General features: G+C 34.6%; 22 protein-coding genes. 12 read left to right on the plus strand and 10 right to left on the minus strand.

The features are described from left to right. Positions 1 to 10 precede the first annotated feature (10 nt). The 4 genes from B0I10_RS06690 to B0I10_RS06700 are packed head-to-tail and all read right to left on the minus strand — an operon-like array spanning position 11 to position 3,416. The gene (locus tag B0I10_RS06690; protein WP_112085733.1) at positions 11 to 469 is read right to left on the minus strand and encodes a nucleotidyltransferase; all 459 of its coding nucleotides are present in this window, start codon (positions 467 to 469) and stop codon (positions 11 to 13) included. Further along, positions 466 to 630 carry a hypothetical protein gene (locus tag B0I10_RS15645; protein ID WP_181456907.1) on the minus strand — a complete coding sequence of 55 codons (165 nt, stop codon included), beginning with the start codon at positions 628 to 630 and terminating at the stop codon, positions 466 to 468. The genes B0I10_RS06690 and B0I10_RS15645 overlap by 4 nt, the downstream gene beginning before the upstream one ends. A 40-nt stretch (positions 631 to 670) precedes the next feature. After that, positions 671 to 3,109, minus strand: coding sequence for a YfhO family protein (locus B0I10_RS06695; RefSeq protein ID WP_112085734.1), 2,439 nt, complete (start codon positions 3,107 to 3,109; stop codon positions 671 to 673). A 46-nt stretch (positions 3,110 to 3,155) separates the two neighbouring features. Next, positions 3,156 to 3,416, minus strand: coding sequence for a DUF4834 domain-containing protein (locus tag B0I10_RS06700; protein ID WP_112085735.1), 261 nt, complete (start codon positions 3,414 to 3,416; stop codon positions 3,156 to 3,158). Between the two features lie 120 nt (positions 3,417 to 3,536). Between B0I10_RS06700 and B0I10_RS06705 the strand changes: the two genes are divergently transcribed. After that, positions 3,537 to 4,490 (plus strand): transporter, encoded by a 954-nt coding sequence (locus B0I10_RS06705; protein ID WP_112085736.1) that lies wholly within the window; start codon positions 3,537 to 3,539, stop codon positions 4,488 to 4,490. A 1-nt stretch (position 4,491) separates the two neighbouring features. Continuing rightward, complete coding sequence (locus B0I10_RS06710; RefSeq protein WP_112085737.1) at positions 4,492 to 5,610, plus strand: GNAT family N-acetyltransferase; 1,119 nt, start codon at positions 4,492 to 4,494, stop codon at positions 5,608 to 5,610. A 56-nt stretch (positions 5,611 to 5,666) separates the two neighbouring features. On the opposite strand, the gene B0I10_RS06715 is transcribed toward B0I10_RS06710, so the two are convergent. After that, positions 5,667 to 6,926, minus strand: a complete 1,260-nt coding sequence (locus B0I10_RS06715) for an aminotransferase class I/II-fold pyridoxal phosphate-dependent enzyme (protein ID WP_112085738.1) — start codon at positions 6,924 to 6,926, stop codon at positions 5,667 to 5,669. Positions 6,927 to 7,091: 165 nt separating this feature from the next. Between B0I10_RS06715 and B0I10_RS06720 the strand changes: the two genes are divergently transcribed. After that, entirely contained in the window at positions 7,092 to 7,847 is a 756-nt protein-coding gene (locus B0I10_RS06720) for an NYN domain-containing protein (protein ID WP_112085739.1), read from the plus strand. Positions 7,848 to 8,035: 188 nt separating this feature from the next. Here the strand turns inward: B0I10_RS06720 and B0I10_RS06725 are convergent, their stop codons facing one another. The 3 genes from B0I10_RS06725 to B0I10_RS06735 all read right to left on the minus strand — a co-directional run bounded on the left by B0I10_RS06725 (position 8,036) and on the right by B0I10_RS06735 (position 11,791). Continuing rightward, positions 8,036 to 10,417: a hybrid sensor histidine kinase/response regulator gene (locus tag B0I10_RS06725; protein WP_112085740.1), complete on the minus strand. Its 2,382-nt coding sequence runs from the start codon at positions 10,415 to 10,417 to the stop codon at positions 8,036 to 8,038. A gap of 198 nt (positions 10,418 to 10,615) precedes the next feature. Continuing rightward, positions 10,616 to 11,248: a PAQR family membrane homeostasis protein TrhA gene (gene trhA, locus B0I10_RS06730; RefSeq protein WP_112085741.1), complete on the minus strand. Its 633-nt coding sequence runs from the start codon at positions 11,246 to 11,248 to the stop codon at positions 10,616 to 10,618. Between the two features lie 9 nt (positions 11,249 to 11,257). After that, a complete protein-coding gene (locus B0I10_RS06735; protein WP_112085742.1) occupies positions 11,258 to 11,791 on the minus strand; it encodes a GNAT family N-acetyltransferase in 534 nt (177 codons plus the stop codon). Between the two features lie 88 nt (positions 11,792 to 11,879). Between B0I10_RS06735 and B0I10_RS06740 the strand changes: the two genes are divergently transcribed. The 3 genes from B0I10_RS06740 to B0I10_RS06750 all read left to right on the plus strand — a co-directional run bounded on the left by B0I10_RS06740 (position 11,880) and on the right by B0I10_RS06750 (position 15,343). Then, positions 11,880 to 12,458, plus strand: coding sequence for a non-canonical purine NTP diphosphatase (locus B0I10_RS06740; RefSeq protein WP_112085743.1), 579 nt, complete (start codon positions 11,880 to 11,882; stop codon positions 12,456 to 12,458). A 162-nt stretch (positions 12,459 to 12,620) separates the two neighbouring features. Further along, positions 12,621 to 14,492 carry a DEAD/DEAH box helicase gene (locus tag B0I10_RS06745; RefSeq protein ID WP_112085744.1) on the plus strand — a complete coding sequence of 624 codons (1,872 nt, stop codon included), beginning with the start codon at positions 12,621 to 12,623 and terminating at the stop codon, positions 14,490 to 14,492. 86 nt (positions 14,493 to 14,578) lie between these two features. Beyond that, positions 14,579 to 15,343, plus strand: coding sequence for a carboxypeptidase-like regulatory domain-containing protein (locus B0I10_RS06750; RefSeq protein ID WP_112085745.1), 765 nt, complete (start codon positions 14,579 to 14,581; stop codon positions 15,341 to 15,343). Between the two features lie 273 nt (positions 15,344 to 15,616). Here the strand turns inward: B0I10_RS06750 and B0I10_RS06755 are convergent, their stop codons facing one another. Continuing rightward, a complete protein-coding gene (locus B0I10_RS06755; protein WP_112085746.1) occupies positions 15,617 to 16,282 on the minus strand; it encodes a TrmH family RNA methyltransferase in 666 nt (221 codons plus the stop codon). A 56-nt stretch (positions 16,283 to 16,338) separates the two neighbouring features. On the opposite strand from B0I10_RS06755, the gene B0I10_RS06760 reads away from it, so the two are divergent. From B0I10_RS06760 to B0I10_RS06770, 3 genes are read left to right on the plus strand one after another with little or no spacing between them, the layout of a single operon-like run. Continuing rightward, positions 16,339 to 16,872: an RNA polymerase sigma factor gene (locus B0I10_RS06760; protein ID WP_112085832.1), complete on the plus strand. Its 534-nt coding sequence runs from the start codon at positions 16,339 to 16,341 to the stop codon at positions 16,870 to 16,872. Next, positions 16,869 to 17,666, plus strand: coding sequence for an anti-sigma factor (locus B0I10_RS06765; RefSeq protein WP_112085747.1), 798 nt, complete (start codon positions 16,869 to 16,871; stop codon positions 17,664 to 17,666). The genes B0I10_RS06760 and B0I10_RS06765 overlap by 4 nt, the downstream gene beginning before the upstream one ends. A gap of 44 nt (positions 17,667 to 17,710) precedes the next feature. Continuing rightward, positions 17,711 to 18,400, plus strand: a complete 690-nt coding sequence (locus B0I10_RS06770; protein WP_112085748.1) for an SIR2 family NAD-dependent protein deacylase — start codon at positions 17,711 to 17,713, stop codon at positions 18,398 to 18,400. On the opposite strand, the gene B0I10_RS06775 is transcribed toward B0I10_RS06770, so the two are convergent. Next, positions 18,401 to 18,805 carry a DoxX family protein gene (locus tag B0I10_RS06775; protein ID WP_112085749.1) on the minus strand — a complete coding sequence of 135 codons (405 nt, stop codon included), beginning with the start codon at positions 18,803 to 18,805 and terminating at the stop codon, positions 18,401 to 18,403. 171 nt (positions 18,806 to 18,976) lie between these two features. Between B0I10_RS06775 and purB the strand changes: the two genes are divergently transcribed. From purB to B0I10_RS06790, 3 genes are read left to right on the plus strand one after another with little or no spacing between them, the layout of a single operon-like run. Next, a complete protein-coding gene (gene purB / locus B0I10_RS06780) occupies positions 18,977 to 20,323 on the plus strand; it encodes an adenylosuccinate lyase (RefSeq protein ID WP_112085750.1) in 1,347 nt (448 codons plus the stop codon). Between the two features lie 53 nt (positions 20,324 to 20,376). Further along, positions 20,377 to 20,988, plus strand: a complete 612-nt coding sequence (locus B0I10_RS06785) for an NAD(P)H-dependent oxidoreductase (protein WP_112085751.1) — start codon at positions 20,377 to 20,379, stop codon at positions 20,986 to 20,988. Next, positions 20,981 to 22,852: a monovalent cation:proton antiporter-2 (CPA2) family protein gene (locus B0I10_RS06790; RefSeq protein WP_112085752.1), complete on the plus strand. Its 1,872-nt coding sequence runs from the start codon at positions 20,981 to 20,983 to the stop codon at positions 22,850 to 22,852. The genes B0I10_RS06785 and B0I10_RS06790 overlap by 8 nt, the downstream gene beginning before the upstream one ends. Positions 22,853 to 22,892: the final 40 nt, after the last annotated feature.

Raw genomic sequence — 22,892 nt, forward strand, 5'->3', positions numbered from 1 at the left:
TAAATAAATTCTATTCTTCATTTAATTTATTTAGCTCATCAATATCCAATTGGTCTTTAGGTCTATTGGATGCTTTTTTGGCTATGATAAGATTGTCATAATCAATAAATTTTACTTCGACACCACCGAGTAAAACAATTGTTGCATCGTCATAAAGTTCTTGAAATGATTTGTCTTCCAAACCTTTTATTGAAGTCATTACATCTAATCGCAAACCAAAATCTAAGGTAAAATCTGTCCAACCGGGAATAAACTGCATTGTTTCAATGGATTCAAAATCTCCAATACCAATTTCTCTAAATGCTTTTCTTAGTTTTTTTCTATTTTCAGTTGTATCATCTATGAGAATATCTAAATCTCCGGTATTTCGGTTATATCCGTAAATATTTACAGCAAAACCACCAATAGTAATGTATCGAACATCATTTTCTTTTAAATACTTCCAAATAATAAATATTTGATCAATCATTTTTTACGATAAATTTTAGGTGCATTTTTTAACGCATACGAAACCTCAATTATCGCCATTAAACGTTCTAATCGTTCTGCATAAGAAAGTGATTTTATTTCAGCTATTCGTTTTGCTTCCAATTCTTTTGGATTTCCGTGATGTAAAATTGCTTTGTTCATCTTTCACTTAATTCTATCAAATATACAAATAAATAGTAAGCTATATTTTGTCTTTTTTAGAATGATTTTTAGTTTCAAAATAAATTCCAACAATTAAAAGCAACAACATTCCAATAGAACTAAACAATGCTATCGAACTTCCATTCTTCACCACATCTGGTTCAAATTTGAATTCAATCGTATGTTTTCCTGCCGGAATTTCTAATGCTCTCAACACATAATTGGCTCTAATTTGATTTGCTACTTTTTCGTCAATAGTAATTTTCCATCCTTTTGGATAATAAATTTCAGAGAAAACAGCCAAACCTTTGTTTGTATTTTGAGAAGTATATTTGAGATAATTCGGTTTGTATTCCTCTAAAGTGATGGTTGCTAAACTATCTTTTACAAACGATTTTGAACTTACCGATTTCATGAATTCTTTGTCGACAACCACATCATTTTTAGTATCTAAACTATCTAAAGCTCTGATTTCTTCATCCGCATTTTGAACTACTTTTATATTACTCACAAACCACGCATTTCCATTTGCATTTGGATTTTGCAAGGGAATCGACTTACCTTCTTCAGTCGTTTGAATGACGTATTTCACATTCAACATATTCAACACCTGAATATTATTATTTGCAATTTGATAATCGTATAATTGTTGAATACGTTGCGGTTTCACGGCACTATAACCACCAATTGCTTTATGGAAATACGATGTTCTTCCACCTGCCATTCCTTGACTTGGTTCAAAAACACGGAAATTTGGATCTTTATCTTCCAAAATTTGCAAATCGGCTTGAGTCGGTTGAAACGGTTGATTAACTTGTCGTGCATTGACAAAATCATCGGCGTTTACATAATTTTTATCAATCACATATAAATCTAAAACCATCAACGAACCAATTAAAATTACCGCAAGAGTTTGTGACAATTTTTCTTTTATAAACAACCAAAAAAGAGCAAAAACTGCAACTATCAATCCCATTGAACGAAGTAAATCGGAGGTGTACATGGCCCGTCTGTCTTCTTTTAACGCTTTGATAAATGGTTCGCCGATTTCACCATATGCTTGCCTAAAATAACTATCGCTTTCCGCAGAAAAACTAAACATTCCTTTCAAAACAAAAAGCAACGCTAAAATTCCGACCGCAATTGCAGATGATTTCCAAAGTGCTTTCCATTGCTCCTCTTTTTCTACTTTAAAAAATGAATACAATCCCAAAACAGCTAAAACCGGAATACATAACTCTAAGATGACTTGTATGGAAGAAACCGCTCTAAATTTATTATACAGCGGAAAATAATCAATAAAAAAATCGGTTAGCATTGGGAAATTTTTACCCCAAGAAAGTAGTAATGAAAAAATGGCTCCGATTAAAAAAGCATATTTCAATTTTCGTTTTTCAGTAAACAATGCCAACACAAAAAGAAAGAATACTATTGCTCCAATATAGGCCGGAGCAGCAACAATAGGTTGATCTCCCCAATAGGTTGGTGCAGTAGAAGCATATTCTAAGGCATCGCTTTCAGGAGCACCTAATCCTAAAAACATATCATATAAAGCACTATTTTCTCCTAATTTTTCAGCATTTCCACCTCCAAATAAACGAGGAGCAATTAGGTTAAAACTTTCTGCAATTCCGTAACTATATTCGGTGATGTATTCGTAGGTCATCCCCGATTTATTTTCTAATTTTTCGCCTTCTACACCAATGGTTAATTCATTTTTACCTCGGGTACTAAATTCGGTATATTCCGCTGTAGCCAATAAATTGGTAGCATTTGCACCTAAGGCTAGTAGTCCGGCAATCGCAAAAACGCCAAAAGCAATTCCGATGTTTTTAAACTCTTTTGCTTTGACTAATTTATAAATGTAATAAACGGAAATTACAATCAACAATAACAACAAATAATACGTCATCTGAAAGTGATTGGCTTGAATTTCGAGAGCTGCAGCCACCATCGTGAGTAAACCACCTACTATAAATCGTTTTTGAAAAACCAACAAAACACCTGCAATTACCATCGGCATATAGGCAATCGCATGGGCTTTTGCATTGTGACCAACACCTAAAATGATAATGAGATAAGTAGAAAATCCAAAAGCCAATGCTCCAAAAACGGCTTTCAGCGGATCGACTTTTAACACACATAAAAGAATGTAGAAGCCAAGAAAATATAAAAACAAATAATCCGCCGGACGCGGAAGAAAACGCAAAAAACCATCGACTGACTTTACATAATTATGTGGGTATTTTGCTCCTAGTTGATAGGTTGGCATTCCACCAAAAGCTGCATTTGTCCAAAAAGGCTCATCACCTGTTTCTTGTCTAAAATCATTTTGCTCTTTGGCCATACCGGTATACTGCACAATATCAGATTGCGAAATTTGCTTACCTTGTAAAACCGGATAAAAATAAACCAATGAAAGAATCACAAAACCAAAAAAGGCTAAAAGATGCGGAAGAAATTTCTGAAAATACTTCATTCTGTGTTTTTAAAAATCAATATAAATTTAAACGAAAGTAAACAAACTATTCCACTTCTTCGTAATCAATGTACTCGCCTACTTGTTTTTTTGGTTTTGGTTTTTCAAAAGAAGCAGCTGTATTTTGATTTTGATTTGAATTTGGATTTGGATTATTCATTTGTTGTTTAAAACTTTGTTCGGCTTTTTGAACCATTTTTCTTAACAAGAAAGGCATTAAGAGTCGTGCTAAAATCTTAAAAGCATAGTAAATTCCAACAATAATTAAAATTGTTCTAATAAATCCTGGTACAGATGCAGTTTGCATAAAGTAATATTTTTTGTAAAAATAAGAAATACGTTAATCAAAATTAAACTAACAATCTTAAATAAATAATAAAAAGTCTTATTTTTGGTATCTAATCAGTAATTCAACCTCATTACTACCATGAAAAAAATTCAACGTTTACTTCTTTTTGCATTTGCATTAAACTTTTCAAGTTTATTTGCTCAGCATACGGATATGATTAATTCCAATCGTCCCGGACTCTCAATGGCGGCTTTTTCAGTGGGAAAAAATGTTTTTCAAATGGAAAGTGGACTTTATGGTATTCGGGAAGACCACAATCTTTCTCGTTATAATTCAAATGGATTTGGTGTAGATTTGGATTTACGCTATGGCTTTCTTTTTGAACAATTGGAAATAATTGGAAATTTTAAATACCAATACGACAAATACTATTCCCCTTTAGTTGAAACGTCCAGAAGTGGCTTCCGTAGCACCACTTTTGGTGCAAAATATTTGATTTATGACCCGTTTAAAAAAGGGGAAGACAAGCCAAATCTTTTGAGTTGGAAAGCAAATCATCGTTTTAAATGGAAACAATTTATCCCTGCTGTCGGTGTTTATGCTGGCATGAATTTAGGTTTTGCTAACGAAGATTATGCTTTTGCAAATGAACCAAGCATGAGTCCTAAAGTGATGATTATAGCTCAAAATCATTTTGGAACGCATTGGGTTATGGTCACCAATATTTTTTATGATAAATTTACAACCGATTACAAATCATTAGGTTATATCTTAACCTTGACACGTGGTTTTAACGAGAAGTGGTCAGGATTTATTGAAAATCAAGGGATTAAAGGAGATTATTATTCAGACAGTATTTTTAGAATTGGTTCTGCTTATTTGATTCAAGATAATTTGCAAGTAGATGCATCGATTAGTAAAAACTTTAAGGACACACCCGATATTTTATACGGAGGAGTTGGCGTTTCATGGCGTTTTGATAAAAAACACCAACCTGTAAAAATGGAACGTGAAGAAGATAAAGGAAAGCGTGTGGACAAGAAGAAAAAAGATAAGAAAAAACGTGTTGACGAAGTAGAAGGAGGAGAATAATATGATACAAATTATTGAAGCAAATTCCAGAAAACTACTTACTGATTACGTTAAATTTCCTTTTTCTTTATACAAAAATCACTCATACTGGGTTCCTCCATTGATTTCGGATGAATTGGAAACGTTTGACAAAAGTAAAAACCCCGCTTTTGATAATGCAGAAGCTCATTTTTATTTGGCCTACAAAGACAATCAAATTGTTGGACGAATAGCAGCCATTATCAATTGGGAAGAAGTCAATAACCAACAAAAAAGAAAAGTTCGTTTTGGTTGGTGGGATGTGATTGACGATATTGAAGTAACCAAAGTTTTGTTGGAGAAAGTATATGAGTTAGGCAGAAAAAACAACTTAGATTATGTTGAAGGGCCAATTGGATTTTCAAATTTAGACAAAGTTGGCGTTCTTACAGAAGGATTTGATTCGTTGGGAACCATGATTACGTGGTACAATTTTCCCTACTACAAAAATCATTTGGAAGAGTTGGGATTTGTAAAAGAAAAAGAATATTTTGAAAGTACTTTTTCTTTTTCAAATGTTGACCCAAATACGTTTATGAAAGCAAGTGATTTAATTCAAAAAAGATATGAACTGAAGACGCTCACTTTTACAAATACTAAAGACATTATGCCGTATGTAGATAAAATGTTTGATTTGTTTAATACGAGTTATGCCAAACTAGCCTCATTTGTAGCGGTATCCGAGCGGCAAAAGGAATACTTTAAAAAGAAGTACATCTCTTTTATTAATCCGGAATATATCTTATTTATAGTTGATAAACACGAAAAATTAATTGCCTTTAGTATTGTCATGCCTAATTTTGCCCAAGCACTTCAAAAAGCGAATGGCCGTTTGTTTCCATTCGGATTTTATCATATCCTGAAAGCTAAAAAATCAAGTAAAGATGTTTTATTTTACCTTATTGGCGTAGAACCGGAATACCAAAATAAAGGGGTAACTGCTTTGATTTTTAGAGAATATTATCGTGTTTTTAAGGAAAAAGGAATTGAAAAGTGCATTCGAACGCCCGAATTAGAAGAAAATAACGCGATCCATAATTTATGGAAAAACTTCAACTCGGTAGTTGATCGAAAACGAAGAACATATCGAATTGATTTATAAAAGCAAAACCACTCCGTTACAAGAGTGGTTTGTTTTTTATAGCTAATTCTAAAATATTAAGAAACATCTACCGTAGTGGCATCTGCAATTTTTTTGTAAGTTCCGTTCACTAATTTCTCTCGTATCGCTTCAAAGGCAGTTAATGTTCGATTAATATCTTCCAATGTATGCGATGACGTTGGAATCATTCGCAATAAAATAATTCCTTTTGGGATAACCGGATAAATTACAATGGAAAGAAATATACCGTAATTCTCCCTTAAATCATTCACCATAACCATCGCTTCCGGAACACTTCCTTCTAAATACACCGGTGTTACACAGGTATTTGTATCACCTATGTTAAAGTTTCTAGCTCGTAAACCTGCTTGCAATGCGTTTACATTTTCCCACAATTTATCTTTTAATTCCGGGTGATTTCTTAACAATTCAAGTCGCTTTAAAGCCCCAACCGTCTGAATCATTGGTAAGGCTTTGGCAAACATTTGTGAACGTAAATTGTATTTTAAATAATCAATAATATCTTTGTCTGCGGCAATAAATGCTCCGATACTGGCCATCGATTTGGCAAAAGTTGAAAAATATACATCAATTCCGTCTTGACAACCTTGCTCCTCACCTGCTCCTGCTCCTGTTTTTCCTAACGTTCCAAAACCGTGAGCATCATCCACTAATAAACGGAAATTGTATTTTTCTTTCATTGCTACAATTTCTTTTAATTTTCCTTGTTGACCACGCATTCCAAAAACACCTTCAGTAATGAAAAGTATCCCTCCTCCAGTTTCTTCAGCCATTTTAGTGGCACGTTGCAGGTTTTTCTCCATACTTTCCAAATCGTTGTGACGATAGGTAAAACGTTTACCCATATGCAAACGGACACCATCAATGATGCAAGCATGAGCATCTACATCATAAACAATGATGTCGTTTTTGGTAACCAATGCATCAATAGTAGACATGATTCCTTGGTAACCGAAGTTCAATAAATAAGCCGATTCTTTCATTACAAAAGCGGCTAATTCATTTTCCAATTGTTCATGAGCGTTGGTATGACCACTCATCATGCGAGCTCCCATAGGGTAAGCGGCACCATATTGCATAGCTGCATCAATATCTGCCTGACGCACTTCTGGATGATTGGCTAATCCTAAATAATCATTCAAACTCCAATTTAAAATGTCTTTTCCTTGAAATTGCATGTGAGGCCCTAATTCTCCTTCTAATTTAGGAAAAACAAAATAACCCTCTGCTTGAGAAGCCCATTTTCCTAACGGACCTTTATTGTTTTGAATTCTTTCGAATAAATCTTTTACCATGATTTTTTATGTGTTAAAAAACGTGGCAAAAATAAGGATTTCAAATCTACTTTCATAATATTTTTTTAGAATGATTTTGATTTGATTTGATGTTACGTTTAATTTTAAAAAAGTGTCATGAGAATGTGTTAATATCAGTATATTTGATTCGTAAATCGATATGATATGAGTAAGCACGATGACCAAGATTTAAAATTAGCTGTTTTGATTGATGCTGATAATGTTCCGTTTAGTAATATTAAAGGTATGATGGAAGAAATTGCAAAATACGGCACCCCCACAACCAAGCGAATTTATGCCGATTGGACTCGACCAAATGCCAATGGATGGAAAGGCGTTTTATTGGAAAATGCCATTACGCCTATTCAGCAATACGGGTATACGACGGGAAAAAATTCGTCAGATTCGGCGTTGATTATTGATGCCATGGATTTGTTGTATTCCGGCAAATTGGATGGTTTTTGTATTGTTTCTAGTGATAGTGATTTTACGCGTTTAGCCATTCGTTTGCGAGAATCCGGCATGAAAGTGATTGGTATTGGCGAACAAAAAACGCCAAAACCTTTTATTAGTGCCTGTGATCGATTTATTTTTATTGAGGTGTTGGAAGGTGCTAAAAAGAAAAAAACAACGGCAACTTCTACTGACAAAAAGAAAGAAGAAAAAATATATACTAAAATTGATGTTGATACCATTGATATCATTGAATCGAGTATCGAAGATATTGCAGACGATGATGGATGGGCATTTTTGGGCGATGTTGGCAATTTGATTGTAAAGAAAAAACCTGAATTTGACCCTAGGAATTTTGGTTTTACTAAATTAACTCCATTAATGAAATCGCTAACGCATTTGTTAGAAATTCATGAACGCGAATCGGATAAAAAAGGAATTAAACATGTTTATGTTCGATTGAAATAGAGTGTTGAAAAGATTTTGTTTTGAAATGGGATTTCCTAGCCCGGGTTGAAACGGAAAGCTTTTTTGTTTGAAACAATTTAGTTTTACCGGTTTAGTAAAGCGACCTTGGGAGCTATTGCAAAACCGTGCAAAACTTTTGTTTTAAGCAAAAAACTTGCAGTGGAAGACCGGAATGGCTTCTAAAAAAATTAAACCAACTCCGAAATATTTTTAAATAACAACTCTTTATCGACGGGTTTAGACATGTATTTGTTCATGCCAATTTCCATTACTCGATCTTTTGTTGTTTCCATTACATCAGCAGTTAAGGCAATGATTGGAATGTTCTTTTTATCATCTCCGGCAACGCCATTTCTGATGGCAATGGTGGCTTCGTAACCATCCATGACCGGCATTTGTAAATCCATGAGAATCAAGTCGAAATGCCTTTCTCGCAAAGCATCAACACCTTCCTGACCATTATTGGCAAAAACGACGGTGGTGTTAAGCCATTTTTTAGTAATCATTTTAATCACCATTTGATTCATGGCATTATCTTCGACAACCAAAATAGTTTTGCCTTTTAAATCATGATTAAGTACTGCTACAACCTGAATTTCTTGCTTTTCAACGGCAATAGTTTGGTATTCTAAGGTGATTTTACAAACTGTTCCTTGGTCTAAAATACTTTGTAAATCTACTTTTCCGTTGTGCAAATCGGCTAAGGTTTTTACGATGTAAAGTCCTAACCCTAAACCGCCAAATTTTCGTTTATTATTGATGCTTTCTTGCGTAAATGATTCGAAAATAGAATTCATTTTTTCCTTCGGGATACCTACTCCTGTGTCAGCTATAGTGAAAATAAAGTCAACCGTATCCGCTTTCTTTTGCTTACATTCTACTTTAAAAGAAACAAATCCGTGTGTTGTAAATTTTAGACCGTTACTTAAAACATTGTTGATCATCTGGGTCAAACGCATTTTATCACCTAAAATCATTTCCGGTAGATCGGGTGAAATTTCAAGGTTGAACCCGAGACCTTGATTTTTGGCACGATAAGCCATGTTTTTTGCCAAATGTTCTAGCAATGGTTTTGGACTAAATTCTTCGAAATCTAGTTTTAATTCGCCTTTTTCTATTTTTGAAAAGTCTAAAATATCGTTGACAGAGCTCAGCAAACTGTAGGACGAATCTTTGATGAGTCTACTGTTTCTTTGAATAATTTCGTCTTTAGAATCTTTTGAAATTTCTTTAGATAAATTTAGAATAGCATTAAGCGGAGTACGAAGTTCGTGACTAATGTTAGAGAGAAAATAGGATTTCATTTCATTCATTTCTTCCGATTTTTGAAGAGCAACTTCTTGCAACTCTTCACGTTCATCTCTTAATTTTCTGATTAAGTTTGCCATGGAGAGGGAAAGAAAAATTACTTCCATTCCGGTGCCCAATTTTGAACCGTTTTCTGTCATAAAAGTAACGGGTAAAATGCTGAAATTCTTTAGAATAAACACCACAAAACCAGCTATTAAAAAGAAAATACCAACAACAAAAAACTTGTCTATTTCGCCTGTTTTGTGGTAAATCACGATAATGGAAGAAACAATCAAAACAAGTAAAAACAAGCCCAAAACATTGGCAATTGGATACGAAATTTCTAATGCATTTGGGTGAATGAATAACGATGTAAAAAGAATAAAGTCTAAGATGAAAACGACATAAAATGCCAAATTAATAAATTGACTGTATTTCCTGATTTGTAGAAAAACCTGAGCATATCTGCCCAGAAAAAAATTAGCGATGCAAGCTGAAAGAATTACCGCATTAAGTGATAGCCAACCCGAATTGGGGGTGAATAATTGATAAAAATAACCATCGATAGAAAACTGAAGCATTCCGATAAAAACCACATATAAACTGTAATAGAGGAAACTTCGCTCTTTCATTGCAAAGAAAAAGAACAAGTAAATGATGGCGGTGATGAGTAAAATTCCGTAAAAAATTCCGAAAATAACTTGTTCAAAGGATACCGTTTGCATCAAATTATCCATTGTTCGTAAAATTATTCCTGCGTTGATAACTTCGCCATCACTTTTTAAATGCAAATAGTAATTATACTTTTGATGAGGTTCTAAAACGACTTTGAAAATGATTTTTCGGTTTTTAAAACTTCGTTCATTGAAAGCAATACCGTCGCCACTGATTTGTTTTGAAATTTTTCCGGCGGAATCGATGGTATAAAATTCTGCGAAATCAACTATCGGGCGACAGGTTTCAAGAAAATAAGTTAGTTCTTTATCAGTAGTATTAAAAATTTGAAATTTAATCCAATAATGTGATTTTGTAAAACCTAAGTCGGTGTTTTCATTTGGTAAATCACTAAAAACTAATTTTTTATCAAGAATAATTTCGTGAATTGTTCGTTGATTTTGCTCTAAATTGGCAATTTTAGCATACGGATGTAATGAAATTTCATCTTCAAAATAATTTTCATTAATGATAAATTGCGAGTGAAGTTGAAAAGTGTTGAGTAAAAAAAGTAAAGAAAAAGCAAAAAAAACTTTCAACGATGGGGCTTCGTAATTATGTTTCATTTTGTGGTATTAATTTTTATTGGTTTTCTAGTTACGGTTTTTGTAGGTATTTGGATTTATTATAGTAAAAAAAATCCCAAAAACTCATGATACCGGAATAGAAATCCACACAAGAATAAACATAATTTCTTTTTAGCAAATGGTTTTAACGATTGTTAAAGTAAACTACTTTACTGCATTATTAAAAAGCTACAACGCCTAAACACTCAAATAAATCGATACAAAGTGAGCAATAGTCCCAAAAAGCACGAAAAAATGCCAAATCGTGTGGTAATAAAATTTATGGTCTTTCATGTAAAAATAAACCCCAATTGTGTAACTCAATCCACCGATTAAAATCCACATAAAAACGGAAAAAGGCATAGTATGAATGAGTGGTTCTATCACAAAAACAATCATCCAACCCAACGCTAAATAAAGTAAAACCGATATAAATCTGAATTTTTTGGTAAAGAAAATTTTAAAAATTATGCCAACCGCAACAATCGACCACATCACACCCAAAAATAGAGTCGCTGTTCTTGAAGGCAAATAGCGAACCATCAACGGAGTATATGTTCCAGCAATTAAAAAATAAATACTAATATGATCACCAATTTGTAAAATGTCTTTCACTTTTGGATTTTTCACGGCATGAAATAAAGTAGAAAATGTGTAAACCAACAACATTCCAACTCCAAAAGCAAGAACAGAAATAAAAGTTGACAGCTGGTTTTCATTGAATGAATCAACTAATAAAAACGGCATCGCAATTAGGCAAAAAAGAATTCCAAAACCATGTGTGATAGCATTTATAATTTCTTCTTTTTGGGTTTGTACTCGTTTTGACATACTACAAAATTAAAGAAAATTTTCTACATCCTTCGGATTAATGACAGCAAATAAATCTAAACTAACATACTTTCCATCTTTAAATTCATAGTCTTTTAAAGTGCCTTCATATAAAAATTTATTCCTTTTCATTACGTTTTGACAAGCAGTATTTTCAGTTTCCACCTGAGCTTCTATGCGATGCAAGCCTAGACTTTCAAAAGCATAAGCACAAACTGTAGGTAAAACTTCAGAAATAATTCCCTTTTTCCAACTTTCAGGAAGTAGCCAAAAACCAATTTCGGCTCGTTTGTGTTGCTTATTCAAATTATTAAAACCAATTGCTCCACAGAATTCTTGATTTTCAATCGATTCAATTGCCCACCAAATACCGGTTTCATCTTTTTCCAATTGCGAAAACCAAATTATCTGTTCTTTAGTTTCTTCCAACGATGCAAAACTAATTCCGTAATACTTTATCACTTCCGGATCAGAAAGCCCTTGGTAAACGTTTTCTAAATCGTTGTTTGTAAACTGTCTGAGTAAAAATCGATTAGTTGTCATCAAAATGAAAAAAAATTTAAGAGTATAAAATTATAAATAAACTTCAAAAAATGAACTATTTTTACAAATCATATTAAGTTGTAATAACATGAAATTTTCGCTCGTCTTCGCTTCAAACAATCCAAATAAAATCAAAGAAATCCAGTTATTACTTCCTAAAGAAATTACGATTTTAAGTTTAGAGGATATTGGTTGTTTGGAAGATATCCCGGAAACTTCAGCCACCATCGAAGGAAATGCCATTCAAAAAGCCAATTATGTAACCGAAAAGTATGGTTATTCGTGCTTTGCTGATGATACAGGTTTAGAAGTGGAAGCATTAAACGGCGAACCCGGTGTTTATTCTGCTCGTTATGCCGGCGACCAAAGAAATGCGGATGATAATATGACTAAATTACTCCACAATTTAGTTGACGAAGAAAATAGAAACGCTCAATTCAAAACAGTAATTTGCTTAAATTTGAATGGAAATCAGCACTTGTTTGAAGGAATAATCAAAGGTGAAATCATACGCGAAAAAAGAGGCTCAGAAGGATTTGGCTACGACCCGATTTTTATACCAAACGGATTTAACAAAACCTTTGCTGAAATGCCAATTGATAAAAAATCCAAAATTAGTCACCGTGGTTTAGCGGTTGAAAAATTGGTTGCGTTTTTAAAGCAATAAAGAACAATATAATCACAGTTTTTATCAATCTTCCCACCTATTACCCATTACCGATTACCTATAACCTTTTACAAAACTCCCAACTAATTAAAAATCAATCACTAACACCATTAGTTTTTATGATTTTAAAACCCTACCTTTGCACCCAATTTAAAATACTATATGAATAAATTTGAACAATTAGGATTGAGTGAGTCGCTACAACGTGCGATTATCGATCTAGGATTTGAAAATCCGACCGAAGTACAGGAAAAAGCGATTCCCCTCTTATTGGAACAAGAGACAGATTTAGTTGCGTTGGCTCAAACAGGGACAGGGAAAACGGCAGCATTTGGTTTCCCGCTAATCCAAAAAATTGATGCGAACAATAGAAATACGCAGGCTTTAATTTTATCTCCAACTCGCGAACTTTGTTTGCAGATTACAAATGAAATTAAATTGTACTCTAAGTACGAAAAAGGAATCAACGTTGTGGCTGTTTATGGAGGTGCAAGCATCTCGGAACAAGCACGTGAAGTAAAAAGAGGAGCTCAAATTATTGTTGCAACTCCAGGTAGAATGCAAGACATGATTAATAGAGGTTTGGTAAACATTACTCAAATTAATTATTGTATTCTTGACGAAGCAGATGAAATGTTGAACATGGGATTCTACGAAGATATCGTGAGCATTTTATCAACAACACCAGACGAAAAAAATACGTGGTTATTCTCGGCCACAATGCCCGCAGAAGTTTCTCGTATTGCAAAAAAATTCATGCATGATCCGGTAGAAATTACCGTTGGTGCCAAAAACTCCGGTTCTGCCACCGTTTCACACGAATTTTATTTAGTGAATGCTCGTGACCGTTATGAAGCGTTAAAACGTTTAGCCGATGCCAATCCGGATATCTTTTCGGTTGTGTTTTGTAGAACCAAAAGAGATACACAAGCCGTTGCCGAAAAATTAATTGAAGACGGATATAACGCTGCTGCTTTGCACGGCGATTTGTCACAAGCTCAACGTGATGGTGTAATGAAATCGTTCCGTGGTCGTCAAATTCAAATGTTGGTTGCGACAGATGTTGCCGCTCGAGGAATTGACGTAGATAATATCACACACGTGGTAAATTATCAATTACCTGACGAAATTGAAACCTATAATCACCGTTCAGGCCGTACGGGTCGTGCCGGAAAATTAGGAACTTCCATCGTAATTGTAACGAAAAGTGAGTTGCGTAAAATTTCGTCTATCGAACGAATCATCAAACAAAAATTTGAAGAAAAAACAATTCCTTCCGGAATCGAAATCTGCGAAATCCAATTATTACACTTAGCAACCAAAATTAAAGATACCGAAGTAGATCACGAAATTGACAACTATCTTCCGGCAATCAACGAGGTTTTAGAAGGTTTAAGCAAGGAAGAATTAATTAAAAAAATGGTTTCTGTTGAATTTAACCGTTTCATTAATTACTACAAAAAGAACAGAGATTTATCTGCACAAGCTTCCGGTTCAGAAAGACGTGACGATAGAGCACCAAGAGAAAACACAAGCGGAGCAACACGTTACTTTGTAAACATCGGATCAAGAGATAATTTTGATTGGATGCAATTGAAAGATTTCTTGCGTGACACATTAGAATTAGGTCGTGAAGACGTCTATAAAGTAGATGTTAAAGAAGGTTTCTCTTTCTTTAATACCGACGAAGAACATACGGATAAAGTAATGGGAATTTTGAACGGGATGGAAATCGAAGGACGCAGAATCAACGTGGAAATTTCTAAAAATGATGGTGGCGGAAGACGTGATCACAACGGAAGAAGCTCTGGCGGAGGTGGTGGGTTTAGAGGCGAAAGAAGCTCTGGACAACGCAGCGGTGGTTTTGGGCCAAGAAAAGAAGGTGAAGGAGCTCCAAGATCAGACAGACGAGAAGGCGGTTTTAGACCAAGAACTGAAAGTGGATCCTCAGACAGACCAAGAAGAACCGAAGGAGAAAGACCTGCAAGCCGTTCTTTTGAAGCTGCAAAAACCAGAAGACCAAGAAGAAGCTAACATCATTTGTTAATTTTCTTATAATTATACAGAAACTACAAAATATATTCTTGTGATTTAGTACTTTTAAACCGTTAAATCATGATATGAAATATTTTGTAGTTTTTTTATTGTTTATCGCTTTTCAACTTTCTGCTCAAGAAAAAGAACGGACCGAAAAAGTAACCGGAACTGTACTTAACGATAGTGATTCTAAACCGCTATCAAACGTGAATATCATCAACATGAATTCTGTTCGCGGTAGCATCTCAAACAACGAAGGCGTTTTTGAAATCAGCGTGCAAGTCAACGATACACTACATATTTCGTTAATCGGATTTCAATCCATTCGTGTTCGTGTTACAAACGACTGGATAAAATCAAAAAACACACAAATAAAACTTACTGAAAAAGCAATTGCTTTAGAAGAAGTAGTTTTAACACCCTATAATTTAACCGGTTACTTGCAAGTGGATGCAAAACTTATTCCGGTAAACAGAAATCAACGCTACGGCATTTCCGGATTAAACTATGGTTATGAAGCGGGTCAATATTCCCCTAGTGCTTTTAATCGAGTACTTGGCTCTATCTTCAACCCAACCGATATGCTTTATAATTTCTTCGGAAACAAGCCGCGTGAACTCCGCAAGCTAAAAGAAATGAAGAAAGATGACACGGTGCGAAACCTATTAGAATCAAAGTTCGACCGCGAAACCATCGCCATCATGCTTGGTATCGACAAAAAAGAAATACCTGAAATTTTAGAACGCTGTAATTATTCTGAATCATTTATTAAAACCGCGAACGATTTGCAGGTTTTGGATGCAATTAATGATTGTTACGAAGAATACAAAATCCTGAAAAGAAAATAGTTTTCTGTTAGCTGTTGTCCGTTGTCTGTCAACCGATAACCGCTTACTGATAACTGATAACTGATAACCGGAAGAAGCGAATGGTTCGGGCTTTTCCAGCCATCCATTTTCCCGCTTTCCGTTGCAATCTCGCCAAAAAAGGCGAGGATTTCCACTGCAATCGGGGCTAAAAAGGAAACAAATCGCCTACTTGGAAACAAAAACCGGCTAAAAAAATTTTCTCACATAAAGCACAGAATCCACAGAAAACCCGCAACCCGCAACTCGCTACTTTCACCCCTCCAAAAACCGTTCCTCTATCCTATCAATATCTTTAATCGACTTTCTCGCCCAATCAATTCGTTTAAAAAAAATCTCTTCCTCACTCAATTTCCAATCCAACTGCGAATTCCGAAGTCGATTCGTTAGATTTTGCAAAATAATGGCTGCAGCTACAGAGATATTCAAACTTTCAGAAAATCCCACCATCGGAATTTTTAAAAAACTGTCGGCTTGAGTCAATACCTCTTCTGATAAACCATCACGTTCTGTACCAAAAAACAAGGCGGTTTTTTTAGTAAAATCAAAATCGTCTAACAAACACGAATTATTGTGAGGCGATGTGGCCACAATTTGATACCCACTTTTTTTCAACTTATCAATACAATGTTGATTGGTTTGGTACTGATGCACATTCACCCATTTTTGTGCTCCCATGGCTATTTCAGCATCAATGCTTTTCCCAAACTTTTGTTCAACCACATGCAATTCTTGAATTCCAAAAACATCACAACTTCGCATCACAGCACTCGTATTATGCATTTGAAAAACATCTTCAATGGCAACGGTAAAATGATTGGTTCTAAATTGAAGTATATCTAAAAACTTTGTTTTTCTATTTTCGGTCAAAAAACCTTCCAAATAAGTAAGGTATTCAATTGTCTTTAACTTTTCATTCATACAAAATTGGTTTTTTGCTCTTAAGTTGTTATCTTGGCTACATCAAAAAAAAAGGTATGACTCAAGAAGATATATTGCCCCTAATTTACAAAAAAGATGATAGGGCATTCACCCTTTTATATGACATGTATTCCAAAAGTCTTTTCGGGGTTATCAGCAACCTAATTAAAGATCGCGAAGAAGCCGAAGATGTGCTGCAAGATGTGTTCGTAAAAATATGGAAAAATATCGACACGTACAGTGAGGACAAAGGTAGATTTTACACCTGGATTGTCAATATTGCTAGAAACAGCTCTATCGATAAGCTTCGCTCAAAAGGATTTAATAACAGTCAAAAAAACCTATCAGCAGATAATTTCGTACATCTACTTGACGATAACACAAGATTGAACAATAAAATTGACTCCATCGGAATTCAAGAATTTGTCAAAAAATTAAAACCAAAATGCATTAAGATCATCGACTTATTATTCTTTAAAGGCTACACCCAACAAGAAGCATCAGACGAGCTCGAAATTCCGTTAGGAACCGTTAAAACACAAAACAGAAACTGTATTAGCGAATTAAGAAACTTATTACAAGTATCATGAGTACACAAGAATACATAGAATCAGGGATTCTGGAATTGTATGTTTACGGTAAATTAAACGACTCCGAAATTGAAGAAGTCGTAAAAATGTCCAAACAACATGCGGAAATTAAAACGGAAATCATTGAGATAGAAAATGCAATGGTTTATCTGTCAGGAAGTGTTGCACCTCGTTTATCCGGTAAAAATTATGAAGCCATCAAACAACAAATTTTTGGTGACACGACCAAAGTGGTGGAATTAAAATCGGAAGCAAAACCAAAATCCGGCATCAGTCAGTACCTTGGATGGGCGGCAGCAATTGTTTTCCTTGTTGGAGGCGTTTATTTATACCAACAAGTTGAAGGTAAAAAAGAAGCTATTTCCAACATCGAAAAAGAAAAAGGCAAATTACAAGAAGCCGTTGTTGATTTGGAATTGAAAAACAAAGCAAACGAAGAAGCGCTGGCCTTAGTTAGAGATCCAAAAAATACTATTGTTCCTTTAGCCGGCCAGGAAGTTTCACCGACATCGTATGCAAAAGTATATTGGAATCAGGAAACTCAAACAGTTTATGTAGATGGAGCTGGATTACCCGAGCCACCGGAAGGATATGTTTACCAAGTTTGGGCTTTAAAATTAAACCCTTTAACTCCGTTAAGCATTGGTCTTTTGGATGACTTTAAAGGAGATAACAAACGATTATTTCCAGTGGATAATGTCGTAGAGGCCGAAGCTTTCGGAATTACGCTTGAACCCGCCGGTGGCAGTGTGAGCCCAACTTTAGAACAGTTGTACACCTTAGGAAAGGTATAAATATAATTCAAACCCTTTCACATTGAGAGGGTTTCTTTTTACGTATGAAAAAATTAGTTGTTTTAAGCGGAGCCGGAATTAGTGCCGAAAGTGGCATCAAAACCTTTCGTGATGCAGACGGACTTTGGGAAGGGCACAACATCATGGAAGTGGCTTCTCCTTTGGGTTGGAACAATAATCCTGAACTTGTTTTAGATTTTTATAATAAAAGAAGAAAGCAGTTGCATGAAGTTCAACCCAACAACGGACATTATATTTTAGCCGAATTAGAAAAACATTTTGACGTACATATCATCACTCAAAACGTTGATAATTTACACGAAAAAGCCGGAAGTACAAAGGTTTTGCACTTGCATGGCGAATTACTAAAAGTTCGCAGTACACAAGATGAAAATTATATTTTAGATTGGAATGACGACTTAACATCAGTACACAAAGACCCAAATGGAAACCAAATGCGACCACATATTGTTTGGTTTGGCGAAGATGTTCCAGCCATTGAAGAAGCAATTGATTTGGCTGAAGAAGCCGATTATTTTATTGTTATTGGAACCTCGTTGCAAGTTTATCCTGCAGCCGGAATTATGCATTACACAAATCCTGAAACGCCTGTTTTCTATATTGATCCAAAACCGGCAAGTGTTATTCAATTAGCTAATCCGCTAGAAATTATTCCGCTTTCAGGTGCTGAAGGAATGATGATGTTGAAAGAGCGATTATTGCTGTTGAAATAATTATTTTAAGAAAATATTCTTCCAAACTTTGTAATAAAAACCAATGATGATAAGGGTAAAAGCTAAAGGAATTCCGGTTTCAACCAACTCTTCCGGTCTGTTATCCAAAAACAAATGAAGAATAAAAATATTGAATATAATGGGCAATAACACAATTGCTCCTACTAATCTGGCTCTTGGAATAAGCAACAATATTCCTGACAAAATCTGAAAAAATCCAACCACTTTTAACATCCCAGATTGACACATCCCAGTTATAACCTGCTGATATACTAACGGAATTGTACTTGTTTCGTCATATACTTTACAAGGTGATAAAAAATGTTTATTAACTCCTTTGTAAATAAAAAATAATCCTAAAATGATGCTCAACACAACAATCAAAAGTTCTAAACCTCTCTTCATGTTTTTTATTTTTAATTAATCTAAATTGCAATTGCAATAATACTCTATTTTTATAAAATAACAACAAAAGGAACAAACTTTTTCATTTCCTTTTCTTGACTAGAAAAACTATATTTGCAATTAGAATAAAACCTGATAAATTCAGAAAATCAACCCAACAACACAACTACTATGCATCCTTTAAATGAACTTAACGCCATTTCTCCCATAGACGGAAGATACCGCAATAAAACCGTTTCATTAGCCGCTTACTTTTCTGAAGAAGCTCTAATTAAATACAGAGTTTTGGTCGAAATAGAATATTTTATTGCTCTTTGTCAAATTCCACTTCCGCAATTAAAAGAGGTGAATGCTTCCAATCATGAAAAATTAAGAGATTTGTATCGTAACTTTTCTACAGAAGATGCTTTATCCATCAAAGAAATTGAAAAAACCACTAACCACGATGTCAAAGCAGTTGAATATTTTATCAAAAATGGATTTGACAAATTAGATTTAACAAGCTATAAAGAATTTATACACTTTGGATTAACCTCTCAAGACATCAATAATACAGCCATTCCGCTCTCCGTCAAAGAAAGTTTTGAAAAAGTATATTTACCTGTTTTAATCAATGTTATTTCAAAATTAAAAGAGCTTAGTCAAGAATGGGCAGCCGTTCCTATGCTTGCACGCACGCACGGACAACCAGCCTCTCCTACCCGATTAGGAAAAGAATTTGGGGTTTTTGTAGAACGGCTGGAAGAGCAAATGCGTCAGTTATTCAATATTCCATTTGCTGCAAAATTTGGTGGTGCAACCGGAAATTACAATGCACATCATGTTGCCTATCCACAAATTGATTGGAAAAAATTTGGAACTGATTTTGTGGAAGACACCTTAGGACTCCATCATTCTTTCCCTACCACGCAAATTGAACATTACGATCATAGTGCTGCATATTTTGATTGTTTGAAACGCATAAATACCATTATAATCGACTTAGATAGAGACATTTGGACGTATGTATCAATGGATTACTTTAAGCAAAAAATCAAGGCCGGTGAAATAGGCTCATCAGCCATGCCACATAAAGTAAACCCAATTGACTTTGAAAATTCAGAAGGAAATTTAGGCATAGCTAATGCTATTTTTGAACACCTTTCGGCCAAGTTACCACTTTCTCGTTTACAACGTGATTTAACCGATAGTACGGTTTTACGTAACATTGGAGTACCTATCGGTCATACATTAATTGGTTTTGAAGCCACATTGAAAGGATTAGGTAAATTACTTTTAAATCCTAGCAAATTAGAAGAAGATTTAGAACGCAATTGGGCTGTGGTTGCCGAAGCAATTCAAACCATTTTACGAAGAGAAGGTTATCCAAATCCGTATGAAGCGTTGAAAGGATTAACCAGAACAAATGACGTGATGAATCAAAAAACAATTCATGCATTTATTGAAACATTAGACGTTTCCGATAAAATTAAAGCAGAATTACTTCAGATTACTCCGTCAAACTATTTAGGTATTTAGATTTTTTGTGAGATAAAATCCGTATAATCCAAAAAAAGCCGTAGATTTAGATCATGCCGCAAAACAAAATTTTAATTCTATTTGCTCATCCGTTGTTTGAAAAATCGCTTGTAAATCAAACGTTGGTAAGTCGTATTCCAAAATCAAACCACATTACTTTTCATGATTTGTATGAAGAATATCCTGAATTTGATATTGACGTAAAACGGGAACAAGTCTTGCTTGAAAAGCACGACATTATCATTTGGCATCATCCATTGTACTGGTATAGTTGCCCACCACTGCTCAAACAATGGATTGATATGGTGTTAGAATATGATTGGGCTTATGGTAAGAAAGGCAAAGCTCTTCGCAATAAATTCATTTTTCAAGCAATTACTACTGGTGGAGCAAAGGAAAATTATTGCGAAACGGGACGAGATCGATTTACAATTCCAGATTTATTAGAACCATTCAATCAAACGGCGAAAGTATGCAACATGAGTTACTTACCCCCGTTTGTGGTGCATGGAACGCATAAAATGGATAAAAATGAAGCACTCGATTATGCTAAAACATATGCAGAACTGTTACTTTTTTTAACCAAAAACGAAATCAATCCTGAAGAAATCAAAAACAATTTCTATTTAAATGAATGGTTTTTAAAAATAAAATCAAATGGATAACGGATTTTTTATACAAGCCATCATCTATTTAACCTCGGCCATCGTGTGTGTTCCGATTGCAAAAAAATTGGGACTAAGTTCCATTCTGGGTTATCTTTTTGCCGGAATATTTATTGGCCCATTTGTATTAGGATTTATTGGTAACGAAGGGGAAGATATTATGCATTTTGCCGAATTTGGCGTCGTGATGATGCTTTTCCTTATCGGGTTAGAATTGGACCCCTACAAATTCTGGAAAATGCGAAAATTCATCCTCGGAATGGGTTCTATGCAATTACTAGGAAGTGCTTTTGTTATCTTTATACTTTGTCAATTATTTTTAGATTGGTCTTGGCAAACCACGGTTGTTATCGCCTTAGCACTTTCACTTTCCTCTACTGCCATTGTTTTGCAGACCTTAAAAGAAAAAGGGCTTTCGCAAACTTCGATGGGAAGAGCCTCTTTTGCTGTTTTACTTTTTCAAGACATCGCAGTAATTCCAATTCTGGCAATTATTCCATTGATGATTTCCGGAAGTAATGTTGAGGCAGAAAATTTACATTCCTCTTTAATATCCGATTTTGATGCTTGGATTCAAACTCTTATCGTTGCAGCAACAATAATTGCTGTTTATTTTAGTGGAAGATTACTCGTAATTCCGGTTCTACGAATGGTAGCCAAAACCCGCTTGCAAGAATTATTTACTGCTTCGGCACTTTTGCTGGTTGTAGCTGTTTCTTATTTGATGCAATTGGTTGGATTAAGTCCTGCTCTTGGTGCATTTTTAGCCGGAGTTGTATTAGCCAATTCAGAATTTAGACATGAATTAGAAGGCGATATTGCTCCGTTTAAAGGTTTATTGTTAGGTTTATTTTTTATTGGCGTTGGAGCTTCTATCAATTTTAAGTTAATTATTGAAAATCCGATATTTATACTGGTTTTTGGAGCAATTTTTACTGCGGTCAAGTTTTTTGTGCTTTTTGGAATCGGAAAATTTTATAAAAAAAGTAACGATCAAAATTTATTATTTTCTTTTGGATTGAGTCAAGCCGGTGAATTTGGTTTTGTTATCCTAAGTTTTTCGATGCAATTGAATATTTTACCAAACATTCTGGCCAATCAAATGATGGCGATTATTGCATTGAGTATGCTTTCGACTCCTTTTTTACTTTTAATTAATGAAAAATGGATTGATCCATTTTTTGGGGTCAAAGAAAAAGAAGACAGAAAACAGGATGAAATTGATGAACACAACGAAGTTATCATTGCCGGATTTGGACATTTTGGCAGCACAATTGGTCGTTTACTTAAAGCAAATGGTGTTAAAGCAACCATTTTGGATCATGATTCTGATCGAGTGGATTTATTACGTAAGATGGGATTTAAAGTTTATTATGGTGATGCTACACGTTTAGAATTACTTAAAGCAGCCGGTGCCGAAGATGCCAAAATTTTCATCGCCGCCATTGATAATCCGGAAGTAAATTTAAGTGTGGTTGAAATTTTACGGAAACATTTTCCACATTTGAATATTTTAACCCGAGCCAGAAACCGAGTAGATGCGTATGAATTAATTGATCACGGAGTAGATAAAATTTACCGCGAAACACTTTATACTGCCGTTCATTTGGGTGTTGATGCATTAACACAACTAGGTCATCGAAAATATTCTGCCACGCGTCAAGGACAACGTTTTATCAAATATGATGAAGCCGCAATTCGAAAATTAGCCGCCAAACGACATGATAAAATGGCTTATTTAGCCACCGTAAAAGACGAAATTGAAATGCAGGAACAATTATTAAAAAGCGACATGCTTATCAATTTTTCAGCAAGCGACCATGCTTGGGATAGCGAGCATTTGAAAAAACAGATTTCAGAATAATGTTTATAAAAAAACCACGAAATCAATTGAATTCGTGGTT

This window comes from Flavobacterium lacus, assembly GCF_003268815.1.
GTDB classification, from domain to species: domain Bacteria; phylum Bacteroidota; class Bacteroidia; order Flavobacteriales; family Flavobacteriaceae; genus Flavobacterium; species Flavobacterium lacus.

Excerpts from the sequence above, each read along its gene's own strand:
- B0I10_RS15645 (WP_181456907.1), bottom strand. The coding sequence starts at position 630 with ATGAACAAAGCAATTTTACATCACGGAAATCCAAAAGAATTGGAAGCA.
- B0I10_RS06720 (WP_112085739.1), top strand. The coding sequence starts at position 7,092 with ATGAGTAAGCACGATGACCAAGATTTAAAATTAGCTGTTTTGATTGAT.
- B0I10_RS06725 (WP_112085740.1), bottom strand. The coding sequence starts at position 10,417 with ATGAAACATAATTACGAAGCCCCATCGTTGAAAGTTTTTTTTGCTTTT.
- B0I10_RS06760 (WP_112085832.1), top strand. The coding sequence starts at position 16,339 with ATGACTCAAGAAGATATATTGCCCCTAATTTACAAAAAAGATGATAGG.
- B0I10_RS06745 (WP_112085744.1), top strand. The coding sequence starts at position 12,621 with ATGAATAAATTTGAACAATTAGGATTGAGTGAGTCGCTACAACGTGCG.
- B0I10_RS06705 (WP_112085736.1), top strand. The coding sequence starts at position 3,537 with ATGAAAAAAATTCAACGTTTACTTCTTTTTGCATTTGCATTAAACTTT.
- B0I10_RS06765 (WP_112085747.1), top strand. The coding sequence starts at position 16,869 with ATGAGTACACAAGAATACATAGAATCAGGGATTCTGGAATTGTATGTT.
- B0I10_RS06700 (WP_112085735.1), bottom strand. The coding sequence starts at position 3,416 with ATGCAAACTGCATCTGTACCAGGATTTATTAGAACAATTTTAATTATT.
- purB (WP_112085750.1), top strand. The coding sequence starts at position 18,977 with ATGCATCCTTTAAATGAACTTAACGCCATTTCTCCCATAGACGGAAGA.
- B0I10_RS06715 (WP_112085738.1), bottom strand. The coding sequence starts at position 6,926 with ATGGTAAAAGATTTATTCGAAAGAATTCAAAACAATAAAGGTCCGTTA.
- B0I10_RS06785 (WP_112085751.1), top strand. The coding sequence starts at position 20,377 with ATGCCGCAAAACAAAATTTTAATTCTATTTGCTCATCCGTTGTTTGAA.
- B0I10_RS06790 (WP_112085752.1), top strand. The coding sequence starts at position 20,981 with ATGGATAACGGATTTTTTATACAAGCCATCATCTATTTAACCTCGGCC.
- B0I10_RS06740 (WP_112085743.1), top strand. The coding sequence starts at position 11,880 with ATGAAATTTTCGCTCGTCTTCGCTTCAAACAATCCAAATAAAATCAAA.
- trhA (WP_112085741.1), bottom strand. The coding sequence starts at position 11,248 with ATGTCAAAACGAGTACAAACCCAAAAAGAAGAAATTATAAATGCTATC.
- B0I10_RS06755 (WP_112085746.1), bottom strand. The coding sequence starts at position 16,282 with ATGAATGAAAAGTTAAAGACAATTGAATACCTTACTTATTTGGAAGGT.
- B0I10_RS06735 (WP_112085742.1), bottom strand. The coding sequence starts at position 11,791 with ATGACAACTAATCGATTTTTACTCAGACAGTTTACAAACAACGATTTA.
- B0I10_RS06710 (WP_112085737.1), top strand. The coding sequence starts at position 4,492 with ATGATACAAATTATTGAAGCAAATTCCAGAAAACTACTTACTGATTAC.
- B0I10_RS06750 (WP_112085745.1), top strand. The coding sequence starts at position 14,579 with ATGAAATATTTTGTAGTTTTTTTATTGTTTATCGCTTTTCAACTTTCT.
- B0I10_RS06695 (WP_112085734.1), bottom strand. The coding sequence starts at position 3,109 with ATGAAGTATTTTCAGAAATTTCTTCCGCATCTTTTAGCCTTTTTTGGT.
- B0I10_RS06690 (WP_112085733.1), bottom strand. The coding sequence starts at position 469 with ATGATTGATCAAATATTTATTATTTGGAAGTATTTAAAAGAAAATGAT.
- B0I10_RS06775 (WP_112085749.1), bottom strand. The coding sequence starts at position 18,805 with ATGAAGAGAGGTTTAGAACTTTTGATTGTTGTGTTGAGCATCATTTTA.
- B0I10_RS06770 (WP_112085748.1), top strand. The coding sequence starts at position 17,711 with ATGAAAAAATTAGTTGTTTTAAGCGGAGCCGGAATTAGTGCCGAAAGT.